Origin of the sequence: Streptomyces sp. NPDC091287 (assembly GCF_044768525.1) — a bacterium.
Classification (GTDB): Bacteria; Actinomycetota; Actinomycetes; order Streptomycetales; family Streptomycetaceae; genus Streptomyces.
The window spans coordinates 305,970-329,177 of sequence record NZ_JBIVUV010000005.1; the positions used below are offsets into that span (position 1 = coordinate 305,970).

A 23,208-nucleotide genomic window follows, 5' to 3' on the forward strand; every position below is an offset into this window, starting at 1 on the left:
GGCCCCGGGCGGTACGCGTACGGTCCTCGCCCGGCCTCAGCCGACGACGGTCCAGGTGTCGCTGCCGGCGAGGAGTGAGCCGAGGTCGCCCTTGCCGTTCTGCTCGACGGCGGCGTCGAGCTGGTCGGACATCAGCGTGTCGTAGACGGGCCGTTCGACGCTCCGCAGCACCCCGATGGGGGTGTGGTGCAGGGTGTCCGCGTCGGCGATCCGGGACAGCGCGAACGCTGTCGTCGGCGATTCCGCGTGGGCGTCGTGGACGAGGACCTGCGAGCGGTTCTCCTCCGTGACGGCCACGACCTTCAGATCGCCGGTGGCCGGATCGCGCACGACGCCCTTGGGCTCCTGGGAGCCGAAGAGGATCGGCTGACCGTGTTCGAGGCGGATGACGGCCTCGGCGGCCTGTTCCTTGTCCTTGAGGACCTCGAAAGCGCCGTCGTTGAAGATGTTGCAGTTCTGGTAGATCTCCACCAGCGCCGTGCCCGAGTGCTCGGCGGCCGCGCGCAGCACGCTGGTGAGGTGCTTGCGGTCGGAGTCGACCGTGCGCGCCACGAACGTCGCCTCCGCGCCGATGGCGAGGGACACAGGATTGAACGGCGCGTCGAGCGACCCCATCGGCGTCGATTTGGTGATCTTGCCCAGCTCGGACGTGGGGCTGTACTGGCCCTTCGTCAGCCCGTAGATCCGGTTGTTGAAGAGCAGGATCTTGAGGTTGACGTTGCGGCGCAGGGCGTGGATGAGGTGGTTGCCGCCGATGGAGAGGGCGTCGCCGTCGCCGGTGACGACCCAGACCGACAGGTCACGTCGCGAGGTGGCGAGCCCGGTCGCGATGGAGGGGGCGCGGCCGTGGATGGAGTGCATCCCGTAGGTGTTCATGTAGTACGGGAAGCGGGAGGAGCAGCCGATTCCGGAGACGAAGGTGATGTTCTCCTTCGCGAGGCCCAGCTCCGGCATGAACCCCTGGACGGCGGCGAGCACCGCGTAGTCGCCGCAGCCGGGGCACCAGCGGACCTCCTGGTCGGACTTGAAGTCCTTCATGGACTGCTTCGCCTCGGCCTTGGGCACCAGCTGGAGCAGGTCGTTGTGGCGCAGTTCCTCGGTGTCAGGCATCGATGGCCTCCTTGAGGGCCGTCGCGAGCTGCTCGGCCTTGAACGGCATTCCGTTGACCTGGTTGTAGCTGTGGGCGTCCACCAGATACTTCGCCCTGAGCAGCATGGCGAGCTGGCCGAGGTTCATCTCCGGGACGACGACCTTGTCGTAACGCTTCAGCACCTCGCCGAGGTTCTTCGGGAAGGGGTTGAGATGGCGCAGGTGGGCCTGGGCGATGGGGGCCCCCGCGGCCCGCAGCCGGCGCACCGCCGCGGTGATCGGCCCGTACGTCGATCCCCAGCCGAGCACCAGGGTGCGGGCCCCGGCGGGGTCGTCGACCTGGAGGTCGGGGACCTCGATGCCGTCGATCTTGGCCTGGCGGGTGCGGACCATGAAGTCGTGGTTGGCCGGGTCGTAGGAGATGTTGCCCGTGCCGTCCTGCTTCTCGATCCCGCCGATACGGTGCTCCAGACCGGCCGTCCCGGGGACCGCCCACGGGCGGGCCAGAGTCTGCGGGTCGCGCTTGTAGGGCCAGAACACCTCCGTCCCGTCCGCCAGCGTGTGGTTCGGGCCGGTGGCGAAGGGGGTCTGCAGGTCGGGCAGGGTCGACGTCTCCGGGATCCGCCACGGCTCGGAACCGTTGGCGAGATAGCCGTCGGAGAGCAGGAAGACCGGGGTGCGGTAGGTCAGGGCGATCCGGGCCGCTTCGATCGCGGCGTCGAAGCAGTCGGCCGGAGTCCGCGGAGCCACGATCGGAACCGGGGCCTCACCGTTCCTGCCGAACATCGCCTGCAATAGATCGGCCTGCTCGGTCTTGGTCGGCAGCCCGGTCGACGGCCCGCCCCGCTGGATGTCGATGATCAGCAGCGGCAGCTCCAGGGAGACCGCGAGACCGATCGTCTCCGACTTCAGCGCCACCCCCGGGCCGGACGTCGTCGTGATGCCCAGCGCCCCGCCGAACGCCGCGCCCAGCGCCGCACCGATCCCGGCGATCTCGTCCTCCGCCTGGAACGTCCGCACACCGAAGTTCTTGTGCCGCGACAGCTCATGCAGGATGTCCGACGCCGGAGTGATCGGATATGACCCCAGATACAACGGCAGCTCCGCCAGCTGCCCGGCCGCGATCAGCCCGTAGGACAGGGCGAGGTTCCCCGAAATGTTGCGGTAGGTGCCGGTGGGGAAGGCCTGCGAGGCCGGGGCGACCTCGTAGGAGACCGCGAAGTCCTCGGTCGTCTCACCGAAATTCCAGCCCGCCCGGAAGGCCGCCACGTTCGCCTCGGCGATCTGCGGCTTCTTCGCGAACTTCTGCCGCAGGAACGTCTCCGTCCCCTCGGTCGGCCGGTGATACATCCACGACAGCAGGCCCAGCGCGAACATGTTCTTCGACCGCTCCGCCTCCTTACGAGGCAGCCCGAACTCCTTCAACGCCTCCAGCGTCAACGTCGTCAACGGCACCGGATGGACGTTGTAGGCCTCCAGCGAGCCGTCCTCCAACGGACTGGTCGCGTACCCCACCTTCGCCATCGGCCGCTTCGTGAACTCGTCGGTGTTCACAATGATCTCCGCGCCGCGCGGCACGTCGTCGATGTTCGCCTTCAACGCGGCCGGGTTCATCGCGACCAGGACGTTGGGGGCGTCGCCCGGGGTCAGAATGTCATGATCGGCAAAGTGCAACTGGAAGGAAGAGACCCCCGGCAGGGTGCCTGCGGGGGCGCGGATCTCGGCCGGGAAGTTCGGCAGCGTGGAGAGATCGTTGCCGAAGGAAGCGGTCTCCGAGGTGAACCGGTCACCCGTGAGCTGCATACCGTCACCCGAGTCACCCGCGAAACGGATGATCACCCGGTCCAGGCGACGGATCTCCTTCCCCTCGCCGCCCGTGGTTCCCGTCGTACCTGACAGGGGGGCTCGCTGACCCCCGAGGACGGCGTCGTTGGCCTCTTCGGCCTTTTCTGCCGCGCTACTGACCTGGCTCGTCACTGAACTGGACCTCCCTTGGGCGGCGGTTCGGAACCGTCCGGCCAGCCGGCGATCCCAGAAGCCACCCTACGTCCGCGTAGGTGGCCTCCCAGGGACCGATCATATGGTGGACGCTGTTTTGAGCCACCCTTTGAGTAGGATTTGGCACGTTTTGCAAGCCCCCCGATCGCGGGACGAAGGCGGTCGCTCCCTGGGTCTTTCGCCCTAGGCCTCCCCTGGGTCCCCCTCGGCCGCCCGGGCCTCCGTCGACCCTCCTTGATCAGAGGTGCCCGTCCGGCACCCGCCGGACACCCTCGGACCCGCACGATGCCCGCAATGCCCCCGGGGCGCTCCCGGGGTGCACCGGGGGTACTCCGGGAGCGCCCCGGGAGCGCCCCGGGGGCGCCCCTGGAGCGTCAGTCGGCGTAAGGCGCCTGCGGCTCGCATTCCGCTCCCGTAAGTATCTGACGGGGCGTCAGGCGTCCAGGGTGTCAGATGTCTAGGAATTCAGGTAGGTCAGCACGGCGAGGACGCGCCGGTGGTCCCCGTCGCTGGGCGAGAGCCCCAGCTTCTGGAAGATGTTGCTGACATGCTTCTCGACCGCCCCGTCGCTCACCACGAGCTGGCGGGCGACCGCGGAGTTCGTCCGGCCCTCGGCCATCAGCCCCAGGACCTCCCGCTCGCGAGGCGTCAGCCCGGCCAGCACGTCCTGCTTGCGGCTGCGGCCCAGCAGCTGCGCCACCACTTCCGGGTCCAGCGCCGTCCCGCCCTGCGCCACCCGGACGACGGCGTCCACGAACTCGCGGACCTCGGCCACCCGGTCCTTCAGCAGATACCCCACCCCGCGGCTGCTGCCCGCCAGCAGCTCGGTGGCGTACTGCTCCTCCACGTACTGGGAGAGGACCAGCACCCCGATGTCCGGGTAGTCCTTCCGCAGCCGCACCGCCGCGCGCACGCCCTCGTCGGTGTGCGTCGGCGGCATCCGCACATCGGCGACCACCACATCGGGAAGCGCCTGCTGGGCGTCGAGGTCCGCCACGGTCTTGAGCAGCGCCTCCGCGTCCCCGACCCCCGCCACCACGTCGTGCCCGAGATCGGTGAGCAGACGGGTGAGCCCCTCCCGGAGCAGGACCGAATCCTCGGCGATGACCACGCGCACCCTGTTCTCCACGTTCTCCACGACTGCGAGTCCCCCACTGTTCCGAATATGCCGCGTTCCCCGCGACCCCGCACGCACCACGCCCGACCACCGCGCACCGCGCCCCGACCGCACAAGCATCCCAGGACCCGGACACGGATGGGGGCCCTGTGGATAACCCAGGCGGGCCGGCAGCACGGCCCCACACGCCCCGGGCACGGGCGGCCGCGCACCTCGGGCACGGGCGGCCGCGTGCCCCGGGCATGGGCGGCCACGTGCCTCGAACGATCATGGCTGTGCGCGTCTGACGATCACGGGCGTGCGCCCTGGCAGTCGCGGTCGTACGCCCCGTCGCCGGACCGGGAGGCCGGGCGACGGGGCATACGCACGCGGGGAGGGACATGACGGGGGAGCGGGGGAGCCAGGAGGAGCGGGGAGCCGGGAGGAGCAGGGAGGAGCAGGAAGGAGGTGGGAGCAGGGAGGAGCAGGAAGGAGGTGGGAGCAGGGAGGAGTGGGGAGGAGCGGGGAGAGGGCGCGGGAGACCGGTGGAGACCGGGAGAGGCGTGAGGCGCCGCGTTCGGGGTCAGCCGCGCCAGGGCAGCTCGGCCGTGACCGTCGTCGGGCCGCCGGCCGGGGAGTCGACCACGAGGACCCCGTCCACGGCGTCCAGCCGCTCCGTCAGCCCCGCCAGGCCGCCGCCCGAGGCCGGTGACGCCCCGCCCCGGCCGTTGTCGGTGACCTGGAGCATCAGCCGGTCGGCCGCCCGCCACACGTCGACCGTGGCCCGGGTCGCACGGGCGTGCTTGCTGATGTTCTGGAGCAGCTCGGAGACGGTGAAGTACGCGATGCCCTCGATCGCCTGCGCGGGCCGCGAGTCCAGGTCCACCTCGACCGTCACGGGCACGGTGCAGCGGGAGGCTATCGCGGAGAGCGCGGCGTCCAGGCCCCGGTCGGTGAGGACGGCGGGGTGGATCCCCCGGGCCAGATCGCGCAGCTCCTGAAGGGCCACCTTCACCTCGCCGTGGGCCTCGTCGACCATGCGGGCCGCGGCCTCGGGGTCGTCGGTGAGCTTCTCCTTCGCCAGACCCAGATCCATGGCAAGCGCGACCAGGCGGGCCTGGGCGCCGTCGTGCAGGTCGCGCTCGATGCGGCGGAGGTCGGCGGCGGCGGTGTCCACGACCACGCCCCGGTCCGACTCCAGCTCGGACACCCGGGTGGCCAGCCGGGACGGCCCCAGCAGACCGGTGACCATCAGCCGGTCCACCGACAGCAGCCCCCGCACGATCCACGGCGCGGCCAGGACGAGCGCCAGGCCCACCGCCCCGGTCACCGCCAGCTCGCCCGGCGAGTCCAGATACTCCTGGTGGGTGCGGTCCCCGTACAGCTGGAGACCGTCCTGCCCCCCGAACACGGGAAAGAGCCAGAACCACAGCGGGTACGTCAGCGCCGCCAGTCCGTACGTCCAGAACGTGATCGCGACGACGAACGTGAACGTGGCCCACGGGAAGTGGAGCAGTGTGTACAGCAGGTGCCGCCAGGACACCCCGCTCTTGAGGACCGCGCCCATCCAGGACAACGGGCCGCCGGTCTTCCCCCGCACCCGCTCCGGATCCGCGACCTCCACCCGCAGCAGCCCGCGCGCCCGGTGCCGCTCCAGCGCACCGAAGCCCCGGCAGACGGCGAGACCGGCGGCGAGGACCGGTATCCCGATGAAGGTGACCAACAGGCCCGCGCTCAGCGACGTCATGGTGACCGCGAAGACGAACGCCGCCGTGGCGAGCGGGAAGCTCAGCAGCGTGTAGAGCAGCTCGCGCCAGGCACGAGCCTCCAGCGGCGCACGCAGCGGCGCCGGGAGGAAATGCTTCGCCGTGGTCTTCGCTGGGGTATTCGCCCCGAAGCCGGGGCCGGAACCCTGATGCCGCCGGTCCCGCGTGTCCGGTCCGTATGCCGTGGCCATGAGTCCCGTCCGTTCCGTCTCTGTCTGAAGTCTCTCAGTGGGTTGTGCGTGGGGCAGTGGGCTGTGCGTGGGGCCGCGCCGCGATGGCGCCGGAGGCGGCCCGTCACCCCGGACCGTTCTCCCTCAAGGGTCCTGGCCGGCGGCCTTCCGCGCCATGAGGTCCCTCTCCGTATCCGCCCGGGGGTTTTCCCCACCCCCGGGCGTCGGGCGGTCAGGCGGCCGGCCGCGCTGCGGCCCGGTCGCGCCAGGGCAGCTCGGCGGTGACGGTCGTCGGCCCGCCCTCCGGCGACTCCAGGACGAACACCCCGTCGACCGCGTCGAGCCGCTCGGCGAGCCCCGCGAGACCCGTACCGCCGCCCATCCGGGCTCCGCCCCCGCCGTCGTCCGTGACCTGGAGCATCAGCCGGTCCGCCGAACGCCACACGTCGACGGTGGCGGACCGTGCGCCGCTGTGCTTGCTGACGTTCTGCAGCAGCTCCGAGACGGTGAAATACGCGATGCCCTCGATGGCCTCCGCCGGCCGCCCCCGAAGCCCCACCGACACCTTGACCGGAACCGTGCACCGGGAAGCGATGGCGGAGAGCGCGGCGTCCAGGCCGCGGTCGGTGAGGACGGCGGGGTGGATCCCCCGGGCGAGATCGCGCAGCTCCTGGAGGGCGACCTTGATCTCGCCGTGGGCCTCGTCGACCATGCGGGCCGCGGCCTCGGGGTCGTCGGTGAGCTTCTCCTTCGCCAGGCCGAGCCCCATGGCGAGGGCGACCAGGCGGGCCTGGGCGCCGTCGTGCAGGTCGCGCTCGATGCGGCGGAGGTCGGCGGCGGCGGTGTCCACGACCACGCCCCGGTCCGACTCCAGCTCGGCGATGCGCCGCTCCAGCTCGTCCGAGGGCGACAGCAGCCCGCGCGCCATCGCCCGGTCCACCGTCGTCAACCCCCGCGTGATGAACGGCAGCACCGGCCACAGGACGAACAGGCTCGCCAGCGTCACCGCGAACGTCAGCACCCCCCACGGCAGTCGGATGAACCCGTACAGCAACGCCCGCCAGCCCACCGGGTCCTTGAGCCCCGCCCACAGCCGGACGAAGAACCCCTGCCCCTGGTGAGCGCGCGCCAGCGGACTCGGCTCCTCGACCCGTACGCCGAGCATCCGCCGCGCCCGCCACCGCTCCATCCGGCCCAGCAGCCGCGACCCCTGGAGCCCGCCGACCAGCAGAGGCAGCCCGATCACGGTGACGGAGAGCCCGGCGCCGACAGCTATCACGACCACCGTGTAGACGAACCCGACGACGGCCAACGGCAGATTGGCGAGCAGATACGCGATCTCCCGCCAGGTCCACCGGTCGAGGGCGAAGCGGGCGGGCGGCGGCCGGTCGGGATCCGGCACGGAAGGGCTCATGGTCATACACACAGCCTGCCGGGCCACACCCGCGCACACCATGGGGCTCATGGGTGGGGTGAAGTAGGGATAACCCCACCTGATGTCCGACGCGGCTGCTTACGCTCCGTTTATCAGGCCCTAGACTCCCGTGCGTACCGAACAGAACAGGTACACGGGACAGATGCGGACGACGAGGGAGCGAGGGGCGGACGTGACCGACGTTACGGACGTGACCGGCGTGGCGGACGCGGTGGGCACGATCGGGGTATCCGGCGCGTCCGGGGTGTCTGGCGAGTCCGGGGTGCCCGATGTGTCCAGGGTGTCCGGAGTTCCGGTGGACGGACCCACCGCACTCGCCTCGGAGTACTTCCAGAGCTATTCGGTCATCGGCCTGCTCGCCCTGGTCGGCGTCCTGTTCGTCGCCGTGGCCTTCGGGGCCGGACGACTGCTGCGCCCCGTCGTCCCCACCCCGGAGAAGCTCCTCACCTACGAATGCGGCGTCGACCCGGTCGGCGAGGGCTGGGCGCACACCCAGGTCCGCTACTACGTCTACGCGTTCCTGTACGTGATCTTCGCCGTCGACTCCATCTTCCTGTTCCCGTGGGCCACGGTGTTCGCGGCGCCCGGATACGGCGCGACGACCCTGGTCGAAATGTTCATCTTCCTCGGCTTCCTGGCCGTGGGACTGCTCTACGCATGGAAGAAGGGCGTCCTCGCATGGGCCTGACGAGCCGGCCGACCCCCGCGTCGCAGCAGCCCGCGCCCCCGCCCCCGTCCTCGTCCGAGCCGGTCCTCCTCCCGGAGCCGAAGCGCCTCGGCGTGCTCTCCCGGCTCGCACCGGAGCCGATGAAGGTCGTCCTCAACTGGGGTCGCCGCTACAGCCTCTGGGTCTTCAACTTCGGACTCGCCTGCTGCGCCATCGAGTTCATCGCCGCGTCCATGGCGCGCCACGACTTCATCCGGCTCGGCGTGATCCCGTTCGCCCCCGGCCCCCGCCAGGCCGACCTCATGATCGTGTCCGGCACGGTGACGGACAAGATGGCCCCGGCCGTGAAGCGGCTCTACGAGCAGATGCCCGAACCGAAGTACGTCATCTCCTTCGGCGCCTGCTCCAACTGCGGCGGTCCCTACTGGGACTCGTACTCCGTGACCAAGGGCGTCGACCAGATCATCCCCGTCGATGTGTACGTACCCGGCTGCCCGCCCCGGCCCGAGGCGCTGCTCCAGGGCATTCTCAAGCTCCAGGAGAAGATCGCGCGCGAATCCCTCGCCGAGCGGTACGCCACCGGGGCCACGGGCGGGGGCCCGTCACCCGATGCCCTGCGCAGCGGCCTGGTGGCCGCGCCGACGGCACCGGCCCCGACGGCCCCGACGGCCCCGGCCCCGACCTCGACACAGGAAGAGGAGCGGCGATGAGCGACAGCGACCAGCACACGGAATCCGCGGCCGACGCCTACGACCGGCTGCCGGACGCGGTCACCGACCTGTTCGGCGACGAGGCCACGGCGGAGTCCGCGTACGACCTGCTGACCGTCGACGTCCCCGCCTCCGCCTGGATCACCGCGCTGCGGACGGCCCGCGACGAGCTCGGGTGCAGCTACTTCGACTGGCTCAGCGCCGTGGACGAACCGGGCACGGGCTTCCGTGTCTGCGTCCATGTCGCGGCCCTGGGCACGGGTACGGTGCGGCGGCTGATGGTCCGCACGACCGTGCCGCACGACGCGGCGGTCCTGCCCAGCGCCATCGACGTCTACGCTGGCGCCGCGTGGCACGAGCGCGAGACGCACGAGATGTTCGGCGTCGCGTTCGACGGTCACCCCCACCTCGTACCGCTGCTCCTGCCGGAAAACTTCGAGGGCCACCCGCTGCGCAAGGACTTCGTCCTGGCCGCGCGCGTCGCCAAGGCCTGGCCCGGGGCGAAGGAACCGGGGGAGCCGGCGGAGGGCCACACCGGTCCCAAGCGTCGCGCGATGCTCCCGCCCGGGGTGCCCGACCCGAACGAATGGGGCCCTTTGAAGGGCCAGCTCCCCCCGGCCGCCGCCCGCCCGGGCCGAGCCGCCCGCCCCGCGACCGACCGCCCGCCCCGCCGCACCCGTACCGCGGGCGAGGGCTCGGCGGCACAACGCCCCACGGCGAGCGCGGCGGAGACACCCGCGGCGACCGGCACGGAGGCCGCCCCTACGGCAACCGGTGCGGAGAGCCCCGCGGCGACCGGTACGGAGGCCGCCCCTACGGCAACCGGTGCGGAGAGCCCCGCGGCGACCGGCACGGAGGCACCCACGGTGGCCGGCGCTGAGCCCCCCGTAACGCCGGAGGCGTCCGCGCCCCCGCAGGCGCCCCCGACGACCCGCCCGCGCCGCTCCCGGTCGGCGTCCGAGGGCTCGGCCAGCCAGCAGCCGGTCCCGGACGCCCCTGCGGCGGCCCCGTCCGCTCCGGCGCGCCGTTCCCGGTCGGCTTCGGAAGGTTCGGCGAGTCAGAGCCTGGAACAGGGCGCGCCGACGACGCCACCGGCCCGGCCTGCACGTCGCGCCCGCTCCGCCTCGGACGGCTCGGCCAGCCAGCGTCCGGCGTCGGACGGGCCCGGGGACGCCCCGGCGCCGCCGCCCCGGGTGCGCAGCACAGACGCACCGTGGCACGACGCCCAACCGGCCTTCGCCGACGAACCCTCCACCACCGGCGAGGCCGCCGAGTCCGAGGGCGAGCCCGCACCCCCGGACGAACCCACGCCCACCCCGGACGAACCCACCCCCGACAAGCCGGCCCCCGCCCCTGAGCGGCCCGCCCCAGACCACCCCGCCGGAGGCGATCCCGAGTGAACGACGTTCTCGACGTCGCCCTCCGTCTGGCCATCGTCTTCGTCGTGTTCCTGGTCGCCCCCCTCCTCGTGGGCCAGACGGAACACAAGGTGATGGCCCACATGCAGGGCCGCCTGGGCCCCATGTACGCAGGCGGCTTCCACGGCTGGGCCCAGCTCGTCGCGGACGGTGTGAAGTTCGCGCAGAAGGAGGACGTGGTCCCGGCCGCCGCCGACCGCCGCGTCTTCCAGCTCGCCCCCGCCGTCGCCCTCCTCCCGTACCTCCTCGTCCTCGTGGTCATCCCCGTCGGCCCCGGCGACGGCGCGGTCGGTCAGGCCGTCGACGCGGGCATCTTCTTCGTGCTCGCCGTCCTGGGCGTCGGCGTTCTCGGCTCGCTCATGGCGGGCTGGGCCTCCGCCAACAAGTTCTCCCTCCTCGGCGGCCTCCGTACCGCCGCGCAGCTCCTCTCCTACGAGCTGCCGATGCTCCTGACCGCCGCCTCCGTGGCCATGGCGGCCGGGACGGTCTCGCTCACCGGAATCCTCGACGCCTTCGAGTGGTGGTGGCTGCCCTGGCAGATCGCCGGCGCGCTGGTCTTCTTCGTGGCCGGTCTCGCCGAACTCCAGCGCCCGCCGTTCGACATGCCGGTGGCCGACTCCGAGATCATCTTCGGCGCGTACACCGAGTACACCGGTCTGCGCTTCGCCCTCTTCCTCCTCGCCGAGTACGCGGGCATCGTCGTCCTGTGCGCGCTGACCACCGTCCTGTTCCTCGGCGGCTGGCACGGCCCGTTCGGCGCCGAGGGACTCGGCTGGCTCTGGACCATCCTCAAGACCGCCCTTCTCGCGTTCGTCGTCATCTGGCTGCGCGTCAGCTACCCGCGCCTGCGTGAGGACCAGTTGCAGAAGCTCGCCTGGACCACCCTCGTCCCGCTCGCCCTCGCGCAGATCGCGCTCACCGGCATCGTGAAGGTGGCGATCAACTGATGCCCCCGATCCCCGGATCCGGCCTGGCCAAGGGCCTTGCCGTCACCCTGCGCACGATGACGAGGAAGACCGTCACCGCGCAGTACCCGGACACTCAGCCCGAACTCCCGCCGCGCTCCCGCGGCGTCATCGGGCTGTTCGAGGAGAACTGCACGGTCTGCATGCTCTGCGCCCGTGAGTGCCCCGACTGGTGCATCTACATCGATTCCCACAAGGAGACGTCGCCGCCCGCCGCCCCCGGCGGCCGTGAGCGCAGCCGGAACGTTCTCGACCGCTTCGCCATCGACTTCTCCCTCTGCATGTACTGCGGCATCTGCATCGAGGTGTGCCCCTTCGACGCACTGTTCTGGTCGCCCGAGTTCGAGTACGCGGAGACGGACATCCACGAACTCACCCACGAGCGCGACAAGCTCCGCGAGTGGATGTGGACCGTGCCGGAGCCGCCCGCCCTCGACCCCGGCGCCGAGGAGCCGAAGGAGATCGCCGCAGCCCGCAAGGGAGCGGACAAGCTCGCGGCGCAACGCGCGCAGGAACAGCAGGAACAGCAGGAACAGCAGGAACAGCAGGAACAGCGGAACCAGCAGGAACAGGCAGACGAGAAGGGAGGAACCCCGTGATGCTGCTCACCGCCACCGCCACCGCCACCGCCACCTCCGCCGTGGGCACCACCGCTGCCGGCGACCACCCCGGCTTCCTCTCCCCGTCCGGCGTCGAGATCGCGTTCCTCCTCGTCGGCCTCGCCACCCTCGGCGCCGCCGTCATCACCGTCACGACCCGGCAGCTGGTGCACGCCGCGCTCTGGCTCGTCGTGGCGCTCGGCGGACTGGCCGTCGAGTACCTCCTGCTCACCGCGGAGTTCATCGCCTGGGTCCAGGTACTGATCTACGTCGGTTCCGTCGTCGTCCTCCTCCTCTTCGGCCTGATGCTCACCCGGGCCCCCATCGGCCGTTCCCCGGACGCCGATTCGGGCAATCGGTGGGTCGCCCTCGGGGTGGCCGCCACTGCGGCGGCGGCCCTCGTCTGGGTCGTGGTCGACGCCTTCCGCACCACGTGGATCGAGCTCGACGGGCCGGCCCAGGGCTCCACCGAGGTCACCGGCGCCTTCCTGTTCCGGAACTGGGTGCTGCCCTTCGAGGCGCTCTCCGTCCTGCTGCTCGCCGCCCTCGTCGGTGCGATCGTCCTGTCCCGCAAACGCGACACGGACACCACCGTCCGCCCCGGCACCAACGGGACGGCCAGGCCCAGGACCGTGAGGCCGGGCCCGCCCGCCTCGCCCGGCACACCCGGCCACGAGGAGCAGAGCTGATGCACCTCGCCTATCCCGCCGTGCTCGCCGCCCTTCTCTTCTGTATCGGCCTCTACGGCGTCCTCGCCCGCCGCAACGCGATCCTGGTTCTGATGTCCGTCGAGCTGATGCTCAACGCCGTCAACCTCAACCTCGTCGCCTTCGACGTCTGGCTCCGCGACACCCTCCACTCCGGCCAGGCGCTCACCCTCTTCACCATCGCCATCGCCGCCGCCGAGATCGGCATCGGTCTCGCGATCGTCCTGGCCGTCTACCGGAACCGGGGCACCTCCGACATCGACCGGCTCCGCGACACCGCCGAGACCGACGCCGCCGAGACGCTCCCCGACACCGCCGAGACCGACAGCGCCGAAACCGCCGACACCGAGCCGACCTCCGGCCGGGCCGACGGGAAAACAGGGAAGACGAAGAAGGCAGAGGCCACCACGTGACCACCACGACCCTCGCCGCCCTCGTCCCTCTCCTCCCGTTCCTCGGGGCCGTCGCCGGGCTCGCCGTCGGCCGCACCGCCCCCGGCTTCGTCCGCCCGCTGGCGATCCTCCCGACCCTCACCGCGGCCGTGCTCGCCGTGATCGTCGCCGTCCGCCAGGGCGGCGGCCGGGCCATCGACGCCGCGACCCAGCTCACGCCCACCGGCTCGGTCCCGATCGACCTGGCACTGCACCTCGACGGCTTCGCCGTTCTGGTCGCCGTCCTCGTCACCGTCGTCGCCACCTGCGTACAGCTCTATTCCACGGCCTACCTCCGCGACGACGCCCGCTACCCCTCCTACGCGGCCCTCGTCTCCCTCTTCACCTCCGCGATGCTCCTGGTCGTCTACTCCGGCGACCTGATGGTGCTCCTGGTCGGCTGGGAGATCATGGGCATCTGCTCGTACTTCCTCGTCGGCCACTACTGGGAGACCCCCGAGGCCCGGGCCGCCTCCCTCAAGGCCTTCCTGGTCACCAAGCTCGGCGACGTCCCCTTCCTGATCGGTCTGTTCGCGCTCGCCGCCGACACCGGCAGCTTCCGGATCACCAAGATCCTCGCCGCCGTCGGCAACGGTGGGCTCGACCACCCCACGGTCATCGCCCTGCTGCTCCTCGCGGGCGTCGCCGGCAAGTCGGCCCAATTCCCCCTGCACACCTGGCTGCCCGACGCGATGGCCGGCCCCACCCCCGTCTCCGCGCTCATCCACGCCGCGACGATGGTCGCCGCCGGCATCTACTTCGTGGCCCGTATGCTGCCCGTCTTCGCGGCCTCCGGCGCGGCGCTCGTCGTCCTCGCCGTGATGGCCGCCGTCACGATGATCGGGTCAGGGCTCGCCGCCCTCGCCCAGGACGACATCAAACGCGTCCTCGCCTACTCGACCATCGGCCAGCTCGGCTACATGTCCGGCGCCCTGGCCGTCGGCGACCGGGGCGCGGCCGTCCTCCACCTGATCTCGCACGGTGCGTTCAAAGCGGTCCTCTTCCTCGCCGCTGGCGTCGTCATCCACGCCGCGGGTACCAACTCGCTCGCCGCCATGTCCCGGATGGGAGGCCTCGCCCGCCGCATCCCGGACGCCTTCTGGACGATGACCGTCGCGCTCCTCGCGCTGGCCGCCATCCCACCGTTCGCCGGCTTCTTCTCCAAGGAAGCCGTGCTCGTCGCCGCCGAGCACACCGCACTCGGGGACCGGAGCGTCGCCCCGGCCGCCGCCGGCTGGACGATCCTGGTCGCCGGGCTCCTCGCCGCAGTCCTGACCGCCGCCTACGCCGTACGCCTCTGGCTCCTCGCCTTCCGCGGGCGCGGCGCGGAAGTCCCCGACCACGGCAAGCAGCCCGCCGCCATGACCTCCGTCCTGTGGATCCTGGCCGTACCCACCCTCGCCTTCGGCCTCACCGTCGGCATGATCGGCGACTGGTTCGACGGGCACGACCTCACGCCGTCCCTCACCACCGCCGTCCTCTCCACCGGCGTCACGCTCGTCGGCGGCCTTGTCACCTACGGCGCGTGGCGGCACACCGCCGCCCTCGCCGCGCGCACCCCCATCGGCGCCGTCGCCGCCCACCCCGGTGTCGAACCCGCCCTCGTCGAAGCCGAGGCCATGACGTCCCACACCGCCGTCTACGGCACCATCGCGGACGCCCCCGACCCGGCCGACCCCGGCAGGCTCCTCCTCGGCCGGTTGCACCGCCACGCGGTCACCGGCTTCCACCTCGACGCCCTGTACACAGTGCTGTTCGTCCGGCCCATTCAGGGAGCCGCCCGCCTCGTCCGCTTCCTGGACCGCGAGGTCGTCGACACCTACGTCAACGGATCGGGCGCCGTCACGCGCCTCCTCGGCACCGCCGTCCGCCGGGCCCAGACCGGCAACGTGCAGACCTACGCCGGCGCCCTGCTCGCCGGGTCCCTCGTCCTGGCGATCGCCGCCGTCGTCTTCGCCAACGTCAACGCGGGGTCGTGACCGTGATCGATATCAGTGCGTCCGTGATGCAGTTCCTTCTGGCGTTCGTCGTCGTCGCCCCGCTCCTCGGCGCCGTCGCGGCCCTGCTCCCCGCCCCGCCCGGACTCAAGGGGAAGAACCCCGACCAGGCCGTGCTCCGCCACGGCGTGACCATCACCGGCGCCGTCCTCATCGCCGCGATCGTCCTGGCCGTCGGCTTCGACCACGACCACCCCGCCACGATGCAGGCGACGACCGACATCAGCTGGATCCCGGCGCTCGACGTCCGCATCCACCTCGGCATCGACGGCATCTCACTCCCCCTCCTGGTCCTGACCGCGCTGCTGACCTTCCTCTGCGCGCTGTACAGCTACTTCAAGCTGCCCGCGGGCCCCTCACCGAAGGCCTTCGTCGCCCTCGTCCTCGTCCTGGAGTCCGGCACCCTCGCCACCTTCGCCGTCCTCGACCTGCTGCTCTTCTTCCTCGCCTTCGAGATGGTCCTCATCCCGATGTACTTCCTCATCGCCCGCTGGGGCAGCGGCCAACGGCAGGCGGCCGCCTGGAAGTTCATCCTCTACACGCTGCTCGGCTCGGTCGTCATGCTGCTCGGCATCCTCCTCATCGGGCTGAAGAGCGGCACCTTCGACATGGTGGCACTCGCCACTGACAACGGCCGGGGCCTCACCACATCCGTGCAGGTCATCGCCGTACTCGCGATCGGTCTCGGCCTCGCCGTGAAGACCCCGATGTGGCCCCTGCACAGCTGGCTCCCCGACGCGCACACCGCCGCCCCCACCATCGGGTCGGTGCTCCTCGCGGGCGTCCTGCTGAAGATGGGAACGTACGGATTCGTCCGGATCCTGCTCCCCATCGCGCCCGACGGCATGCGGACCTTCGCGCCCTACCTCGCGGCGTTCGCCGTCGTCGGCATCGTCTACGGCTCGCTCGCCTGCCTGGCCCTGGCCCGTACCGGCGCCAAGGGCGACCTCAAGCGGCTCATCGCCTACTCGTCCGTCGGCCACATGGGCTTCGTCCTGCTCGGCATCGCCACGATGACCCCCACCGGAGTCAACGGCGCGCTCTTCGCCAACATCGCCCACGGCCTCATCACCGGCCTGCTGTTCTTCCTGGTCGGCGCCATCAAGGACCGCTACGGCACCGCCGACCTCGACGCCCTCGCCGGAGCGACCGGGGCCGCCCTCTACGGCCGGGCGCCCCGCCTCGGCGCCCTGCTCGCCTTCGCCGCCATCGCCTCGCTGGGCCTCCCCGGACTGGCCGGATTCTGGGGCGAGATGCTCACCCTGTTCGGCGCGTACAGCCCCGCCGAAGGTCTCAGCCGCCCCGCGTTCCGCACCTTCATGGCCATCGGGGCGTTCGGCACCCTGCTCACCGCCGCGTACATGCTGATCGTGGTCCGCCGCGTCTGCATGGGCGAGCACCCGCCCCACCCCCAGCTGTCACCCGACGACCCGGCCCCGCAGGCGGCGGACGGCCCGCAGGCAGCGGACGGCCCCCGGCCGTCCGAGGCCACCGGCACCCGGCCCGCTGCCTCCACCACCCCGCAGCTCGCCGACATCCAGACGTACGAAGCCGCCACCTGGACCCCGCTCGCCGCGCTCACCGTCCTCGCCGGCCTCTGGCCCGCAGTCCTCCTCGGCCTCACCGACCCGGCCGTGCAGCAGCTCCTCGCAGGAGGCAAGTCGTGACCGCGGACCTCAGCACCGCCCCGAGCCCCGCCCCCGGCACCGGCGACACCGCCGGAAGCCTCGTCGCGGCCGACGCCCCCAGCCTCGTCCAGTCCATCGACTGGCTCGCCATCGCGCCCCCCACCCTCACCGCGCTGGCCGCGCTGGTCGTCCTGGTCGCCGACCTGTTCCTGCCCGCGCACCGCAAGCGGCTCCTCGGCTACGGCGCCCTCACCGCCCTCGCCGCCGCCCTGGCGCTCCTGATCCCCCTGCGCGCCGGGGACCGGGCCACCTTCTGCGTCACCACCGGCACCCAGGCCTGCAGCTACACCGCCGACCACTTCACCCTCGTCATCCAGGCCCTCGTCCTCGGCGGCGCGTTCCTCACCGTCCTGCTCTCGCTCGACGACACCCGGAAACTGCCGGCGGGGGAGTACTGGTTCCTGCTCCTGGCCTCCGCCGCCGGGGCCGCCCTGCTGCCCGCCTCGCGCGACCTCGCCACGCTCGTCGTCGCCCTCGAAGTCGCCTCGCTGCCCGCGTTCGCCCTCGTCGGCATCGTGCGCGGCGACCGGCGCTCCTCCGAGGCCGCGCTGAAGTTCTTCCTCTCCTCCGTCGTCGCCACCGCCGTCATGCTGCTCGGCGTCAGCTTCGTGTACGCGACCACCGGCACCCTGCACCTCACCGAGATCGCCACCCGCCTCGACGACGTGCCCCTGGTGCTCGACACCCTCGCCAAGACCGGCGTCGCCCTCACCCTCGTCGGCTTCGCCTTCAAGACCGCCGCCGCGCCCTTCCACTTCTGGGTCCCCGACACCTACGTCGGCGCGCCCCTCCCGATCGCCGCGTATCTCTCCGTCGTGGGGAAGGCCGTCGGGTTCTCGGGGCTCATTCTGGTCACCGTCGTCGCGTTCCCCTCCTACGCCGACGTCTGGGGGCCCGCACTCGCCGTCCTCGCCGCCCTCACCATGACCGTCGGCAACGTCGCGGCCCTCCGCCAGAACGCCGCCCGCGCCCGCAGCGCCGTCCGCCTCCTCGCCTGGTCCTCGATCGCCCAGGCCGGCTACCTCCTGGTCCCGATCGCCGCCGCCGCGTACTCCAGCGACGACCAGATCGGCTCCACCGTGGCGTACGCCCTCATGTACGCCGTCGTGAACCTGGGCGCGTTCGCGGTCGCCGCAGTCGTCGCCCGTACCCACCCCGGCAACCGGCTCTCCGACTACCGGGGTCTGTACGCCACCCGCCCGCTCGCGGCCCTGGCCCTCGGGTTCTTCCTGCTCTGCCTGGCCGGACTGCCGCCCGGCATCATCGGGCTCTTCGCGAAGGTCACTGTCTTCTCCGCGGCCGTCGACGCGGGCCTCGGCTGGCTCGCCGTCGTCATGGCCGTCAACGTGGTGATCGCTCTCTACTACTACCTTCAGTGGACCGCGATCCTCTTCCGGTCCCCCGAGGGCACCCGGGAAACCACCGGGGCCGCCACCGGATCCACGGGCTCCGTTCCACCACGCCGATTCCGGTTCCCCACCCCGCTCACCACGGCGATCGTGCTCACCGCCACCGCCGGAATCCTGCTCTCCGGGGCTCCGCAGGCCGTCCTGCGCTTCGCCTCCGTCAGCCTTTTCTGAAGCCTCCCGGCCCCGGAAGATCGGTTTGCCCACGGCCCCCGCCACAGGGCATGGTCTTGGCTGCATACGTCACGTAATCGGCGTGGACGTGCCGGGAGCAAGAGGAAAGAGAGAGCAGTGCTGAACGGGTTCAAGGACTTCATCCTGCGCGGGAACGTCATCTCGATGGCGATCGGTCTCGCGGTCGGGGCCGCCTTCACCGCCGTCGTCACGGGCTTCAGCAATGCCTTCATCACGCCGCTGATCGGCCTCGCCACGCGCGGCACGGGAGACTTCAGCAAGGCCTCCTACGAAGTCGACGGCGTCGTGTTCCCGTACGGCCTCTTCATCGCCGCCGCGATCGCCTTCCTGATCACCGCCGCGGTGCTGTACTTCTGCGTCGTGGTCCCCATGGCCAAGGTGCAGAACCGCTTCGCCACGGAAGAGGAGGAGCAGGCCGCCGACATCAAGGCCGCCCTCCGCGACTGCCCGCGCTGCTTCAGCGAGATCCCCGCCGTCGCCTCCCGCTGCGGCCACTGCACCAGCGAGGTCGAGCCCGACCCCGAGGCGCTCTCCCTCGCGAAGCTCCCCGCACAGCAGCACTGATCGCACAGCGGCACTGACCCGCGCACAGCGGCACTGACCCGCAGAGCAGCACTGATCGCACAGCGGCACCGACCCGCCGCACAGCAGCACCGACCGCCGCACAGCCGAACCGAGCGCACAGCGGCGCAGGAACACCTGTAGGACCGTCGCACCACCAGGGACCCCGCCACCCGTACGGCCCAGCGCCACTCCGTACGGGGCCGGGTGCCCGACCGGCGCGAACACGCGGCACAGCCCCCGCCCTCCGGCCGCACGCACAAGGGAACTAGCTCCTCTCGCCTGGCGTTGACCAGTACAGGAGGCTCCACTGGGGAGTGGAGCACCACCATGCAAAGGGTTCCCCTGCTGCACCACTTGGAGGGCGTACCGTGCACCGCCGGCACAACGGGCTGAAGACCGCCGTACTCCTCGGGGGACTGTCCGCACTCATCATCGTCATCGGCAGCTTCTTCGGACGCACGGGCCTCGTCGTCGCGCTCCTGGTAGCCGTCGGCACCAACGCCTACGCCTACTGGAACAGCGACAAGCTCGCCCTGCGGGCCATGCGCGCCCGACCCGTCAGCGAGTTCGAGGCGCCGCAGCTCTACCGCATCGTCCGCGAGCTCTCCACGGCGGCCCGCCAGCCCATGCCGCGCCTCTACATCTCCCCGACGCAGGCGCCCAACGCGTTCGCCACCGGCCGCAACCCGCGCAACGCCGCAGTCTGCTGCACCGAGGGCATCCTCCAGATCCTCGACGAACGCGAGCTGCGTGGCGTCCTCGGCCACGAGCTGAGCCATGTCTACAACCGGGACATCCTCATCTCGTCCGTCGCCGGAGCCCTCGCCTCCGTCGTGATGTTCCTGGTCAACTTCGCCTGGCTCATCCCGGTGGGCCGCTCCAACGACGACGAGGGGCCCGGTCTCCTCGGCATGCTCCTGATCATGATCCTGGGACCGCTCGCCGCCTCCGTCATCCAGCTCGCCGTCAGCCGCTCCCGGGAGTACGAGGCCGACGCCTCCGGGGCCCAGCTCACCGGCGACCCCCTGGCCCTCGCCAGTGCCCTGCGCAAGCTCGACGCGGGGACGAAACAACTCCCGCTGCCGCCCGAGCCCAGGATCGAGACCGCGAGCCACATGATGATCGCGAACCCGTTCCGTCCCGGCCAGGGAATGGCGAAGATGTTCTCCACCCACCCGCCGATGGCGGAGCGGATCGCCCGACTAGAACAGATGGCAGGTCATCGCCCGTGAAAACCATCCTGAACGTCATCTGGCTGATCCTCTGCGGATTCTGGATGTTCCTCGGCTACCTGCTCGCGGGCCTCCTGCTCTGCATCACCATCATCGGTATCCCCTTCGGGCTCGCCGCCTTCAGGATCGGCGTCTACGCCCTCTGGCCGTTCGGCTACACCGTCGTCGACCGCCGGGACGCGGGCTCGCCCTCCTGCGTGGGGAACGTCCTCTGGCTGATCCTCGCCGGATGGTGGCTCGCCCTCGGCCACATCACCACCGGCATCGCGCTGTGCATCACGATCATCGGCATTCCCCTGGGCATCGCCAACTTCAAGCTGATCCCCGTCTCCCTCATGCCCTTCGGCAAGGAGATCGTCCGCACGGACCAGCCCTTCGCCGCCCGGTAGCCCGGCGAGGCCCAGGCCCCGGCTTCCCGCCTCGGCCGGCCCCGGGGCAACCGAACACCGGCCCCCGACGTCTTGGACTTCAGGACGAAGCAAGGGGTAGGTGCAGCGGCATGGGCATCATCAGTTGGATCATTCTCGGGCTGCTCGCCGGAGTCATAGCGAAAATCCTCCTCCCGGGACGTGACCCGGGCGGCATCATCGGCACCACCCTGATCGGCATCGCCGGGGCCTTCGTCGGAGGCTGGCTCTCCAGCAAGTTCCTCGACCGCCCCATCAGCAACGACTTCTACGACACCGCGACCTGGATCGCCGCCATCGCCGGTTCACTGGTCCTGCTCATCGCCTACCGGCTGCTGTTCGGCAACTCCCGCGAACGCCGCTGACCCGGGACGGCCCCGGGCCCGTGAACGGCAGGCGCACCGCTCCCTACCGCACGTCCCGTGACGTCATCCCGGTCTCCCGCAACGTCAAATTCAACCGGCCGGCCCGCAGCCCCGCGGCCGGGTCGGCCGGTCCCGCGTACACCTTCGGCACCCCGTGGAACGCGAAACGCGACGGCCCGCCGAAGACGAACAAATCACCGGACGCCAACTCCACATCCGTGTACGGCTGGCCGCGTCCCTCCGTGTTCCCGAAGCGGAACACACACCTCGCCCCGATGCTCAACGACACCACAGGAGCGCTCGACCGCTCCTCCTTGTCCTGATGCATCCCCATCCGCGCGGTGTCGTCGTAGAAGTTGATCAGCGCGGTATCCGGTGCGAACGCCTCCGCCGCAGCCTCGTCCCCGTACGCCTCGGCCACCGCCGCCCGCCCCAGGTCGCCCAGCCACTCCGGGAACGCGGCCACCCGGGCGCCGTTCACGTCGTCAGCCGTACGCGCGTACCGGTACGGCTGCCAGTGCCACCCCAGGCACACCGTCCGCACCGACATCACCCCACCGCCCGGCAGCACCGTGTGCCGCAACGGGACCGGCCCGGACGCCCACTGACGGCACGCCGCGACCAACTCCGCCCGACGCTCCACCGGCAGCCACTCCGGGACATGGACGGCCCCCGGCGCGACCACCCTCCGCGGCCGCCGGAACAGGCCGTCCGAGGACGGCGGAAGCCCTGGCGCCACGGCTCAGCCCGCCCCGCCCTCGATCCCCAGGAGCAGCTTCTTCCGCTCCAGCCCGCCCTCGATCCCCAGGAGCAGCTTCTTCCGCTCCAGCCCGCCCGCGTACCCCCGCAGCGCCCCGTCCGCCCCGATCACCCGGTGACACGGACGTACGACCAGCAACGGATTGCGCCCGATCGCCGTGCCCACCGCCCGCACCCCCGCACCCGAGGCCCCGACCAGCGCCGCGACCTCCCCGTACGACACCGTGCTCCCGTACGGGATCGACTCCAGCACCGCCCAGACCCGCCGCTGGAACTCCGTGCCCGTTCCCTCCGCCAGCGGCACGTCGAACCGCGTCGAGCGCCCCGCGAAATACGCCTCCAACTGCCGGGCGACCTCCGCGAACGCCTCAGGGGCGTGCCGCCAGCCGTCCTGGACGACCGTGCCGCCCTTCTGGCCGGGCATCGACAACGAGAGCAACCGGACACCGGCCACCTCGGCCGCCGCCCCAGCCGCCCCCGGGCCGTCGTCCGCCGCCGTCTCGCCGACCAGCAGCAGCTCGCCCAGCGGGCTCTCCACCCGCGCGTACACCGTCGTCGTCATGCCTTCTCACTTCCCCGGTCGGTACGGCCAGTCTGCGCCCGATCACCGCACCCCCACCGGCGGTATTCGGACATCGCACCCGCGCCCCGGGGCCCGGCACACGAAGAGGCACGCCGTCGAGGTCGGCCTCGGCGGTGTGCCCCCGATGTGCTCAGCTCAGCTCAGTTCGGCTCAAGCGATCCGGCAACGCCCGTACGGATCGAAGCGGTTGATCACCGGTAGTTCACGAACTGCACCGCGAAGTCGAAGTCCTGCCCCTTCAGCAGCGCCTGTACGGCCTGGAGGTCGTCCCGGCTCTTCGAGCTGACCCGCAGCTCGTCACCCTGGACCTGCGCCTTGACACCCTTGGGCCCCTCGTCGCGGATGATCTTCGCCACCTTCTTGGCGTTGTCCTGGGAGATGCCTTCCTCGATCGTGGCGAAGATCTTGTACTCCTTGCCGGAGAGCTGCGGCTCACCGGCGTCCAGCGACTTCAGCGAGATACCGCGCTTGATCAGCTTGGACTGGAAGATGTCGAGGATGGCCTTGACGCGCTCCTCGCCGTTCGCCTCCATCAGAATCTTCTCGCCCGACCACGAGATCGAGGCGCCCGTGCCCTTGAAGTCGTAACGCTGGGAGATCTCCTTGGCGGCCTGGTTGAGGGCGTTGTCGACCTCCTGCCGCTCGACCTTCGAGACGATGTCGAAACTGGAGTCGGCCATGACGTGTGGCTCCTTGCGTCGAATGCTGGGGATACAGCGCAAGCCTAGCCACCGCCGTCCCCTCCGGCCGCTGATCAATCAGGTGGCGGAGCACCCCTGGCCATCAGGTATCGTTTACGTCGTCGCCAAGGAGCTCACCACGAGATCCAACGCGTCGTTCGAGGCGGTGTGCCCGAGTGGCCAAAGGGAGCAGACTGTAAATCTGCCGGCTCAGCCTACCCAGGTTCGAACCCTGGCGCCGCCACGCGAACGAAGCCCCCGACCGGTTCTTCCGGTCGGG

The 23,208-nt window shown here is 71.1% G+C and carries 22 protein-coding genes and 1 tRNA gene; 15 read left to right on the forward strand and 8 right to left on the reverse strand.

Features of this window, described 5'->3' with window-relative positions:
- Window positions 1-36: 36 nt before the first annotated feature.
- The 5 genes from ACIQRW_RS10360 to ACIQRW_RS10380 all read right to left on the reverse strand — a co-directional run bounded on the left by ACIQRW_RS10360 (window position 37) and on the right by ACIQRW_RS10380 (window position 7,540).
- Window positions 37-1,110, reverse strand: coding sequence for a 2-oxoacid:ferredoxin oxidoreductase subunit beta (locus tag ACIQRW_RS10360; protein WP_403757148.1), 1,074 nt, complete (start codon window positions 1,108-1,110; stop codon window positions 37-39).
- On the reverse strand, window positions 1,103-3,067 hold the full coding sequence (locus tag ACIQRW_RS10365) for a 2-oxoacid:acceptor oxidoreductase subunit alpha (protein ID WP_403757151.1): 1,965 nt from the start codon (window positions 3,065-3,067) through the stop codon (window positions 1,103-1,105). The genes ACIQRW_RS10360 and ACIQRW_RS10365 overlap by 8 nt, the downstream gene beginning before the upstream one ends.
- A gap of 478 nt (window positions 3,068-3,545) precedes the next feature.
- Window positions 3,546-4,205 carry a response regulator transcription factor gene (locus ACIQRW_RS10370; protein ID WP_265603865.1) on the reverse strand — a complete coding sequence of 220 codons (660 nt, stop codon included), beginning with the start codon at window positions 4,203-4,205 and terminating at the stop codon, window positions 3,546-3,548.
- Between the two features lie 562 nt (window positions 4,206-4,767).
- The gene (locus ACIQRW_RS10375; protein WP_403757154.1) at window positions 4,768-6,141 is read right to left on the reverse strand and encodes a sensor histidine kinase; all 1,374 of its coding nucleotides are present in this window, start codon (window positions 6,139-6,141) and stop codon (window positions 4,768-4,770) included.
- Between the two features lie 211 nt (window positions 6,142-6,352).
- The gene (locus tag ACIQRW_RS10380) at window positions 6,353-7,540 is read right to left on the reverse strand and encodes a sensor histidine kinase (RefSeq protein ID WP_403757156.1); all 1,188 of its coding nucleotides are present in this window, start codon (window positions 7,538-7,540) and stop codon (window positions 6,353-6,355) included.
- 187 nt (window positions 7,541-7,727) lie between these two features.
- Here ACIQRW_RS10380 and ACIQRW_RS10385 point away from each other — a divergent pair, with 187 nt between their 5' ends.
- From ACIQRW_RS10385 to ACIQRW_RS10450, 14 genes are all read left to right on the forward strand, one after another.
- Window positions 7,728-8,243, forward strand: a complete 516-nt coding sequence (locus ACIQRW_RS10385) for an NADH-quinone oxidoreductase subunit A (RefSeq protein ID WP_403757159.1) — start codon at window positions 7,728-7,730, stop codon at window positions 8,241-8,243.
- Complete coding sequence (locus ACIQRW_RS10390) at window positions 8,234-8,932, forward strand: NADH-quinone oxidoreductase subunit B (RefSeq protein ID WP_403757162.1); 699 nt, start codon at window positions 8,234-8,236, stop codon at window positions 8,930-8,932. The genes ACIQRW_RS10385 and ACIQRW_RS10390 overlap by 10 nt, the downstream gene beginning before the upstream one ends.
- Window positions 8,929-10,332: an NADH-quinone oxidoreductase subunit C gene (locus tag ACIQRW_RS10395; RefSeq protein WP_403757165.1), complete on the forward strand. Its 1,404-nt coding sequence runs from the start codon at window positions 8,929-8,931 to the stop codon at window positions 10,330-10,332. Before ACIQRW_RS10390 ends, ACIQRW_RS10395 begins: the two co-directional genes overlap by 4 nt.
- Entirely contained in the window at window positions 10,329-11,297 is a 969-nt protein-coding gene (locus ACIQRW_RS10400; protein WP_403757168.1) for an NADH-quinone oxidoreductase subunit H, read from the forward strand. The genes ACIQRW_RS10395 and ACIQRW_RS10400 overlap by 4 nt, the downstream gene beginning before the upstream one ends.
- Window positions 11,297-11,914: a NuoI/complex I 23 kDa subunit family protein gene (locus ACIQRW_RS10405; protein WP_403757171.1), complete on the forward strand. Its 618-nt coding sequence runs from the start codon at window positions 11,297-11,299 to the stop codon at window positions 11,912-11,914. The genes ACIQRW_RS10400 and ACIQRW_RS10405 overlap by 1 nt, the downstream gene beginning before the upstream one ends.
- Window positions 11,914-12,603, forward strand: a complete 690-nt coding sequence (locus tag ACIQRW_RS10410; RefSeq protein WP_403757455.1) for an NADH-quinone oxidoreductase subunit J — start codon at window positions 11,914-11,916, stop codon at window positions 12,601-12,603. Before ACIQRW_RS10405 ends, ACIQRW_RS10410 begins: the two co-directional genes overlap by 1 nt.
- On the forward strand, window positions 12,603-13,034 hold the full coding sequence (gene nuoK / locus ACIQRW_RS10415; RefSeq protein ID WP_403757174.1) for an NADH-quinone oxidoreductase subunit NuoK: 432 nt from the start codon (window positions 12,603-12,605) through the stop codon (window positions 13,032-13,034). Before ACIQRW_RS10410 ends, nuoK begins: the two co-directional genes overlap by 1 nt.
- On the forward strand, window positions 13,031-15,031 hold the full coding sequence (locus tag ACIQRW_RS10420; RefSeq protein ID WP_403757177.1) for an NADH-quinone oxidoreductase subunit L: 2,001 nt from the start codon (window positions 13,031-13,033) through the stop codon (window positions 15,029-15,031). Before nuoK ends, ACIQRW_RS10420 begins: the two co-directional genes overlap by 4 nt.
- 26 nt (window positions 15,032-15,057) lie before the next feature.
- A complete protein-coding gene (locus tag ACIQRW_RS10425; protein ID WP_403757458.1) occupies window positions 15,058-16,716 on the forward strand; it encodes a NuoM family protein in 1,659 nt (552 codons plus the stop codon).
- Window positions 16,713-18,317 carry an NADH-quinone oxidoreductase subunit N gene (locus ACIQRW_RS10430; protein ID WP_403757179.1) on the forward strand — a complete coding sequence of 535 codons (1,605 nt, stop codon included), beginning with the start codon at window positions 16,713-16,715 and terminating at the stop codon, window positions 18,315-18,317. The genes ACIQRW_RS10425 and ACIQRW_RS10430 overlap by 4 nt, the downstream gene beginning before the upstream one ends.
- A 117-nt stretch (window positions 18,318-18,434) precedes the next feature.
- On the forward strand, window positions 18,435-18,902 hold the full coding sequence (gene mscL, locus ACIQRW_RS10435; protein WP_403757181.1) for a large conductance mechanosensitive channel protein MscL: 468 nt from the start codon (window positions 18,435-18,437) through the stop codon (window positions 18,900-18,902).
- A 368-nt stretch (window positions 18,903-19,270) separates the two neighbouring features.
- A complete protein-coding gene (gene htpX / locus ACIQRW_RS10440; RefSeq protein WP_215111173.1) occupies window positions 19,271-20,134 on the forward strand; it encodes a zinc metalloprotease HtpX in 864 nt (287 codons plus the stop codon).
- A complete protein-coding gene (locus ACIQRW_RS10445; RefSeq protein ID WP_265599899.1) occupies window positions 20,131-20,523 on the forward strand; it encodes a YccF domain-containing protein in 393 nt (130 codons plus the stop codon). The genes htpX and ACIQRW_RS10445 overlap by 4 nt, the downstream gene beginning before the upstream one ends.
- 110 nt (window positions 20,524-20,633) lie before the next feature.
- Window positions 20,634-20,906 carry a GlsB/YeaQ/YmgE family stress response membrane protein gene (locus tag ACIQRW_RS10450; RefSeq protein WP_097870170.1) on the forward strand — a complete coding sequence of 91 codons (273 nt, stop codon included), beginning with the start codon at window positions 20,634-20,636 and terminating at the stop codon, window positions 20,904-20,906.
- A 43-nt stretch (window positions 20,907-20,949) separates the two neighbouring features.
- Here the strand turns inward: ACIQRW_RS10450 and ACIQRW_RS10455 are convergent, their stop codons facing one another.
- The 3 genes from ACIQRW_RS10455 to ACIQRW_RS10465 form a co-directional block, all read right to left on the reverse strand.
- Window positions 20,950-21,591: an alpha-ketoglutarate-dependent dioxygenase AlkB family protein gene (locus ACIQRW_RS10455; protein ID WP_403757461.1), complete on the reverse strand. Its 642-nt coding sequence runs from the start codon at window positions 21,589-21,591 to the stop codon at window positions 20,950-20,952.
- A 57-nt stretch (window positions 21,592-21,648) separates the two neighbouring features.
- Window positions 21,649-22,227 carry a methylated-DNA--[protein]-cysteine S-methyltransferase gene (locus ACIQRW_RS10460; protein ID WP_403757185.1) on the reverse strand — a complete coding sequence of 193 codons (579 nt, stop codon included), beginning with the start codon at window positions 22,225-22,227 and terminating at the stop codon, window positions 21,649-21,651.
- Between the two features lie 212 nt (window positions 22,228-22,439).
- A complete protein-coding gene (locus ACIQRW_RS10465) occupies window positions 22,440-22,928 on the reverse strand; it encodes a YajQ family cyclic di-GMP-binding protein (RefSeq protein ID WP_006126857.1) in 489 nt (162 codons plus the stop codon).
- 162 nt (window positions 22,929-23,090) lie between these two features.
- Between ACIQRW_RS10465 and ACIQRW_RS10470 the strand changes: the two genes are divergently transcribed.
- A tRNA-Tyr gene (locus ACIQRW_RS10470) sits at window positions 23,091-23,172 on the forward strand.
- Window positions 23,173-23,208: the final 36 nt, after the last annotated feature.

Bases quoted from the DNA above. Each gene is read 5' to 3' on its own strand.
- ACIQRW_RS10380 (WP_403757156.1), bottom strand. From the start codon at position 7,540: ATGACCATGAGCCCTTCCGTGCCGGATCCCGACCGGCCGCCGCCCGCC.
- ACIQRW_RS10395 (WP_403757165.1), top strand. From the start codon at position 8,929: ATGAGCGACAGCGACCAGCACACGGAATCCGCGGCCGACGCCTACGAC.
- ACIQRW_RS10410 (WP_403757455.1), top strand. From the start codon at position 11,914: ATGCTGCTCACCGCCACCGCCACCGCCACCGCCACCTCCGCCGTGGGC.
- ACIQRW_RS10360 (WP_403757148.1), bottom strand. From the start codon at position 1,110: ATGCCTGACACCGAGGAACTGCGCCACAACGACCTGCTCCAGCTGGTG.
- ACIQRW_RS10375 (WP_403757154.1), bottom strand. From the start codon at position 6,141: ATGGCCACGGCATACGGACCGGACACGCGGGACCGGCGGCATCAGGGT.
- ACIQRW_RS10405 (WP_403757171.1), top strand. From the start codon at position 11,297: ATGCCCCCGATCCCCGGATCCGGCCTGGCCAAGGGCCTTGCCGTCACC.
- ACIQRW_RS10425 (WP_403757458.1), top strand. From the start codon at position 15,058: ATGCAGTTCCTTCTGGCGTTCGTCGTCGTCGCCCCGCTCCTCGGCGCC.
- ACIQRW_RS10460 (WP_403757185.1), bottom strand. From the start codon at position 22,227: ATGACGACGACGGTGTACGCGCGGGTGGAGAGCCCGCTGGGCGAGCTG.
- nuoK (WP_403757174.1), top strand. From the start codon at position 12,603: ATGCACCTCGCCTATCCCGCCGTGCTCGCCGCCCTTCTCTTCTGTATC.
- ACIQRW_RS10450 (WP_097870170.1), top strand. From the start codon at position 20,634: ATGGGCATCATCAGTTGGATCATTCTCGGGCTGCTCGCCGGAGTCATA.
- ACIQRW_RS10465 (WP_006126857.1), bottom strand. From the start codon at position 22,928: ATGGCCGACTCCAGTTTCGACATCGTCTCGAAGGTCGAGCGGCAGGAG.
- ACIQRW_RS10390 (WP_403757162.1), top strand. From the start codon at position 8,234: ATGGGCCTGACGAGCCGGCCGACCCCCGCGTCGCAGCAGCCCGCGCCC.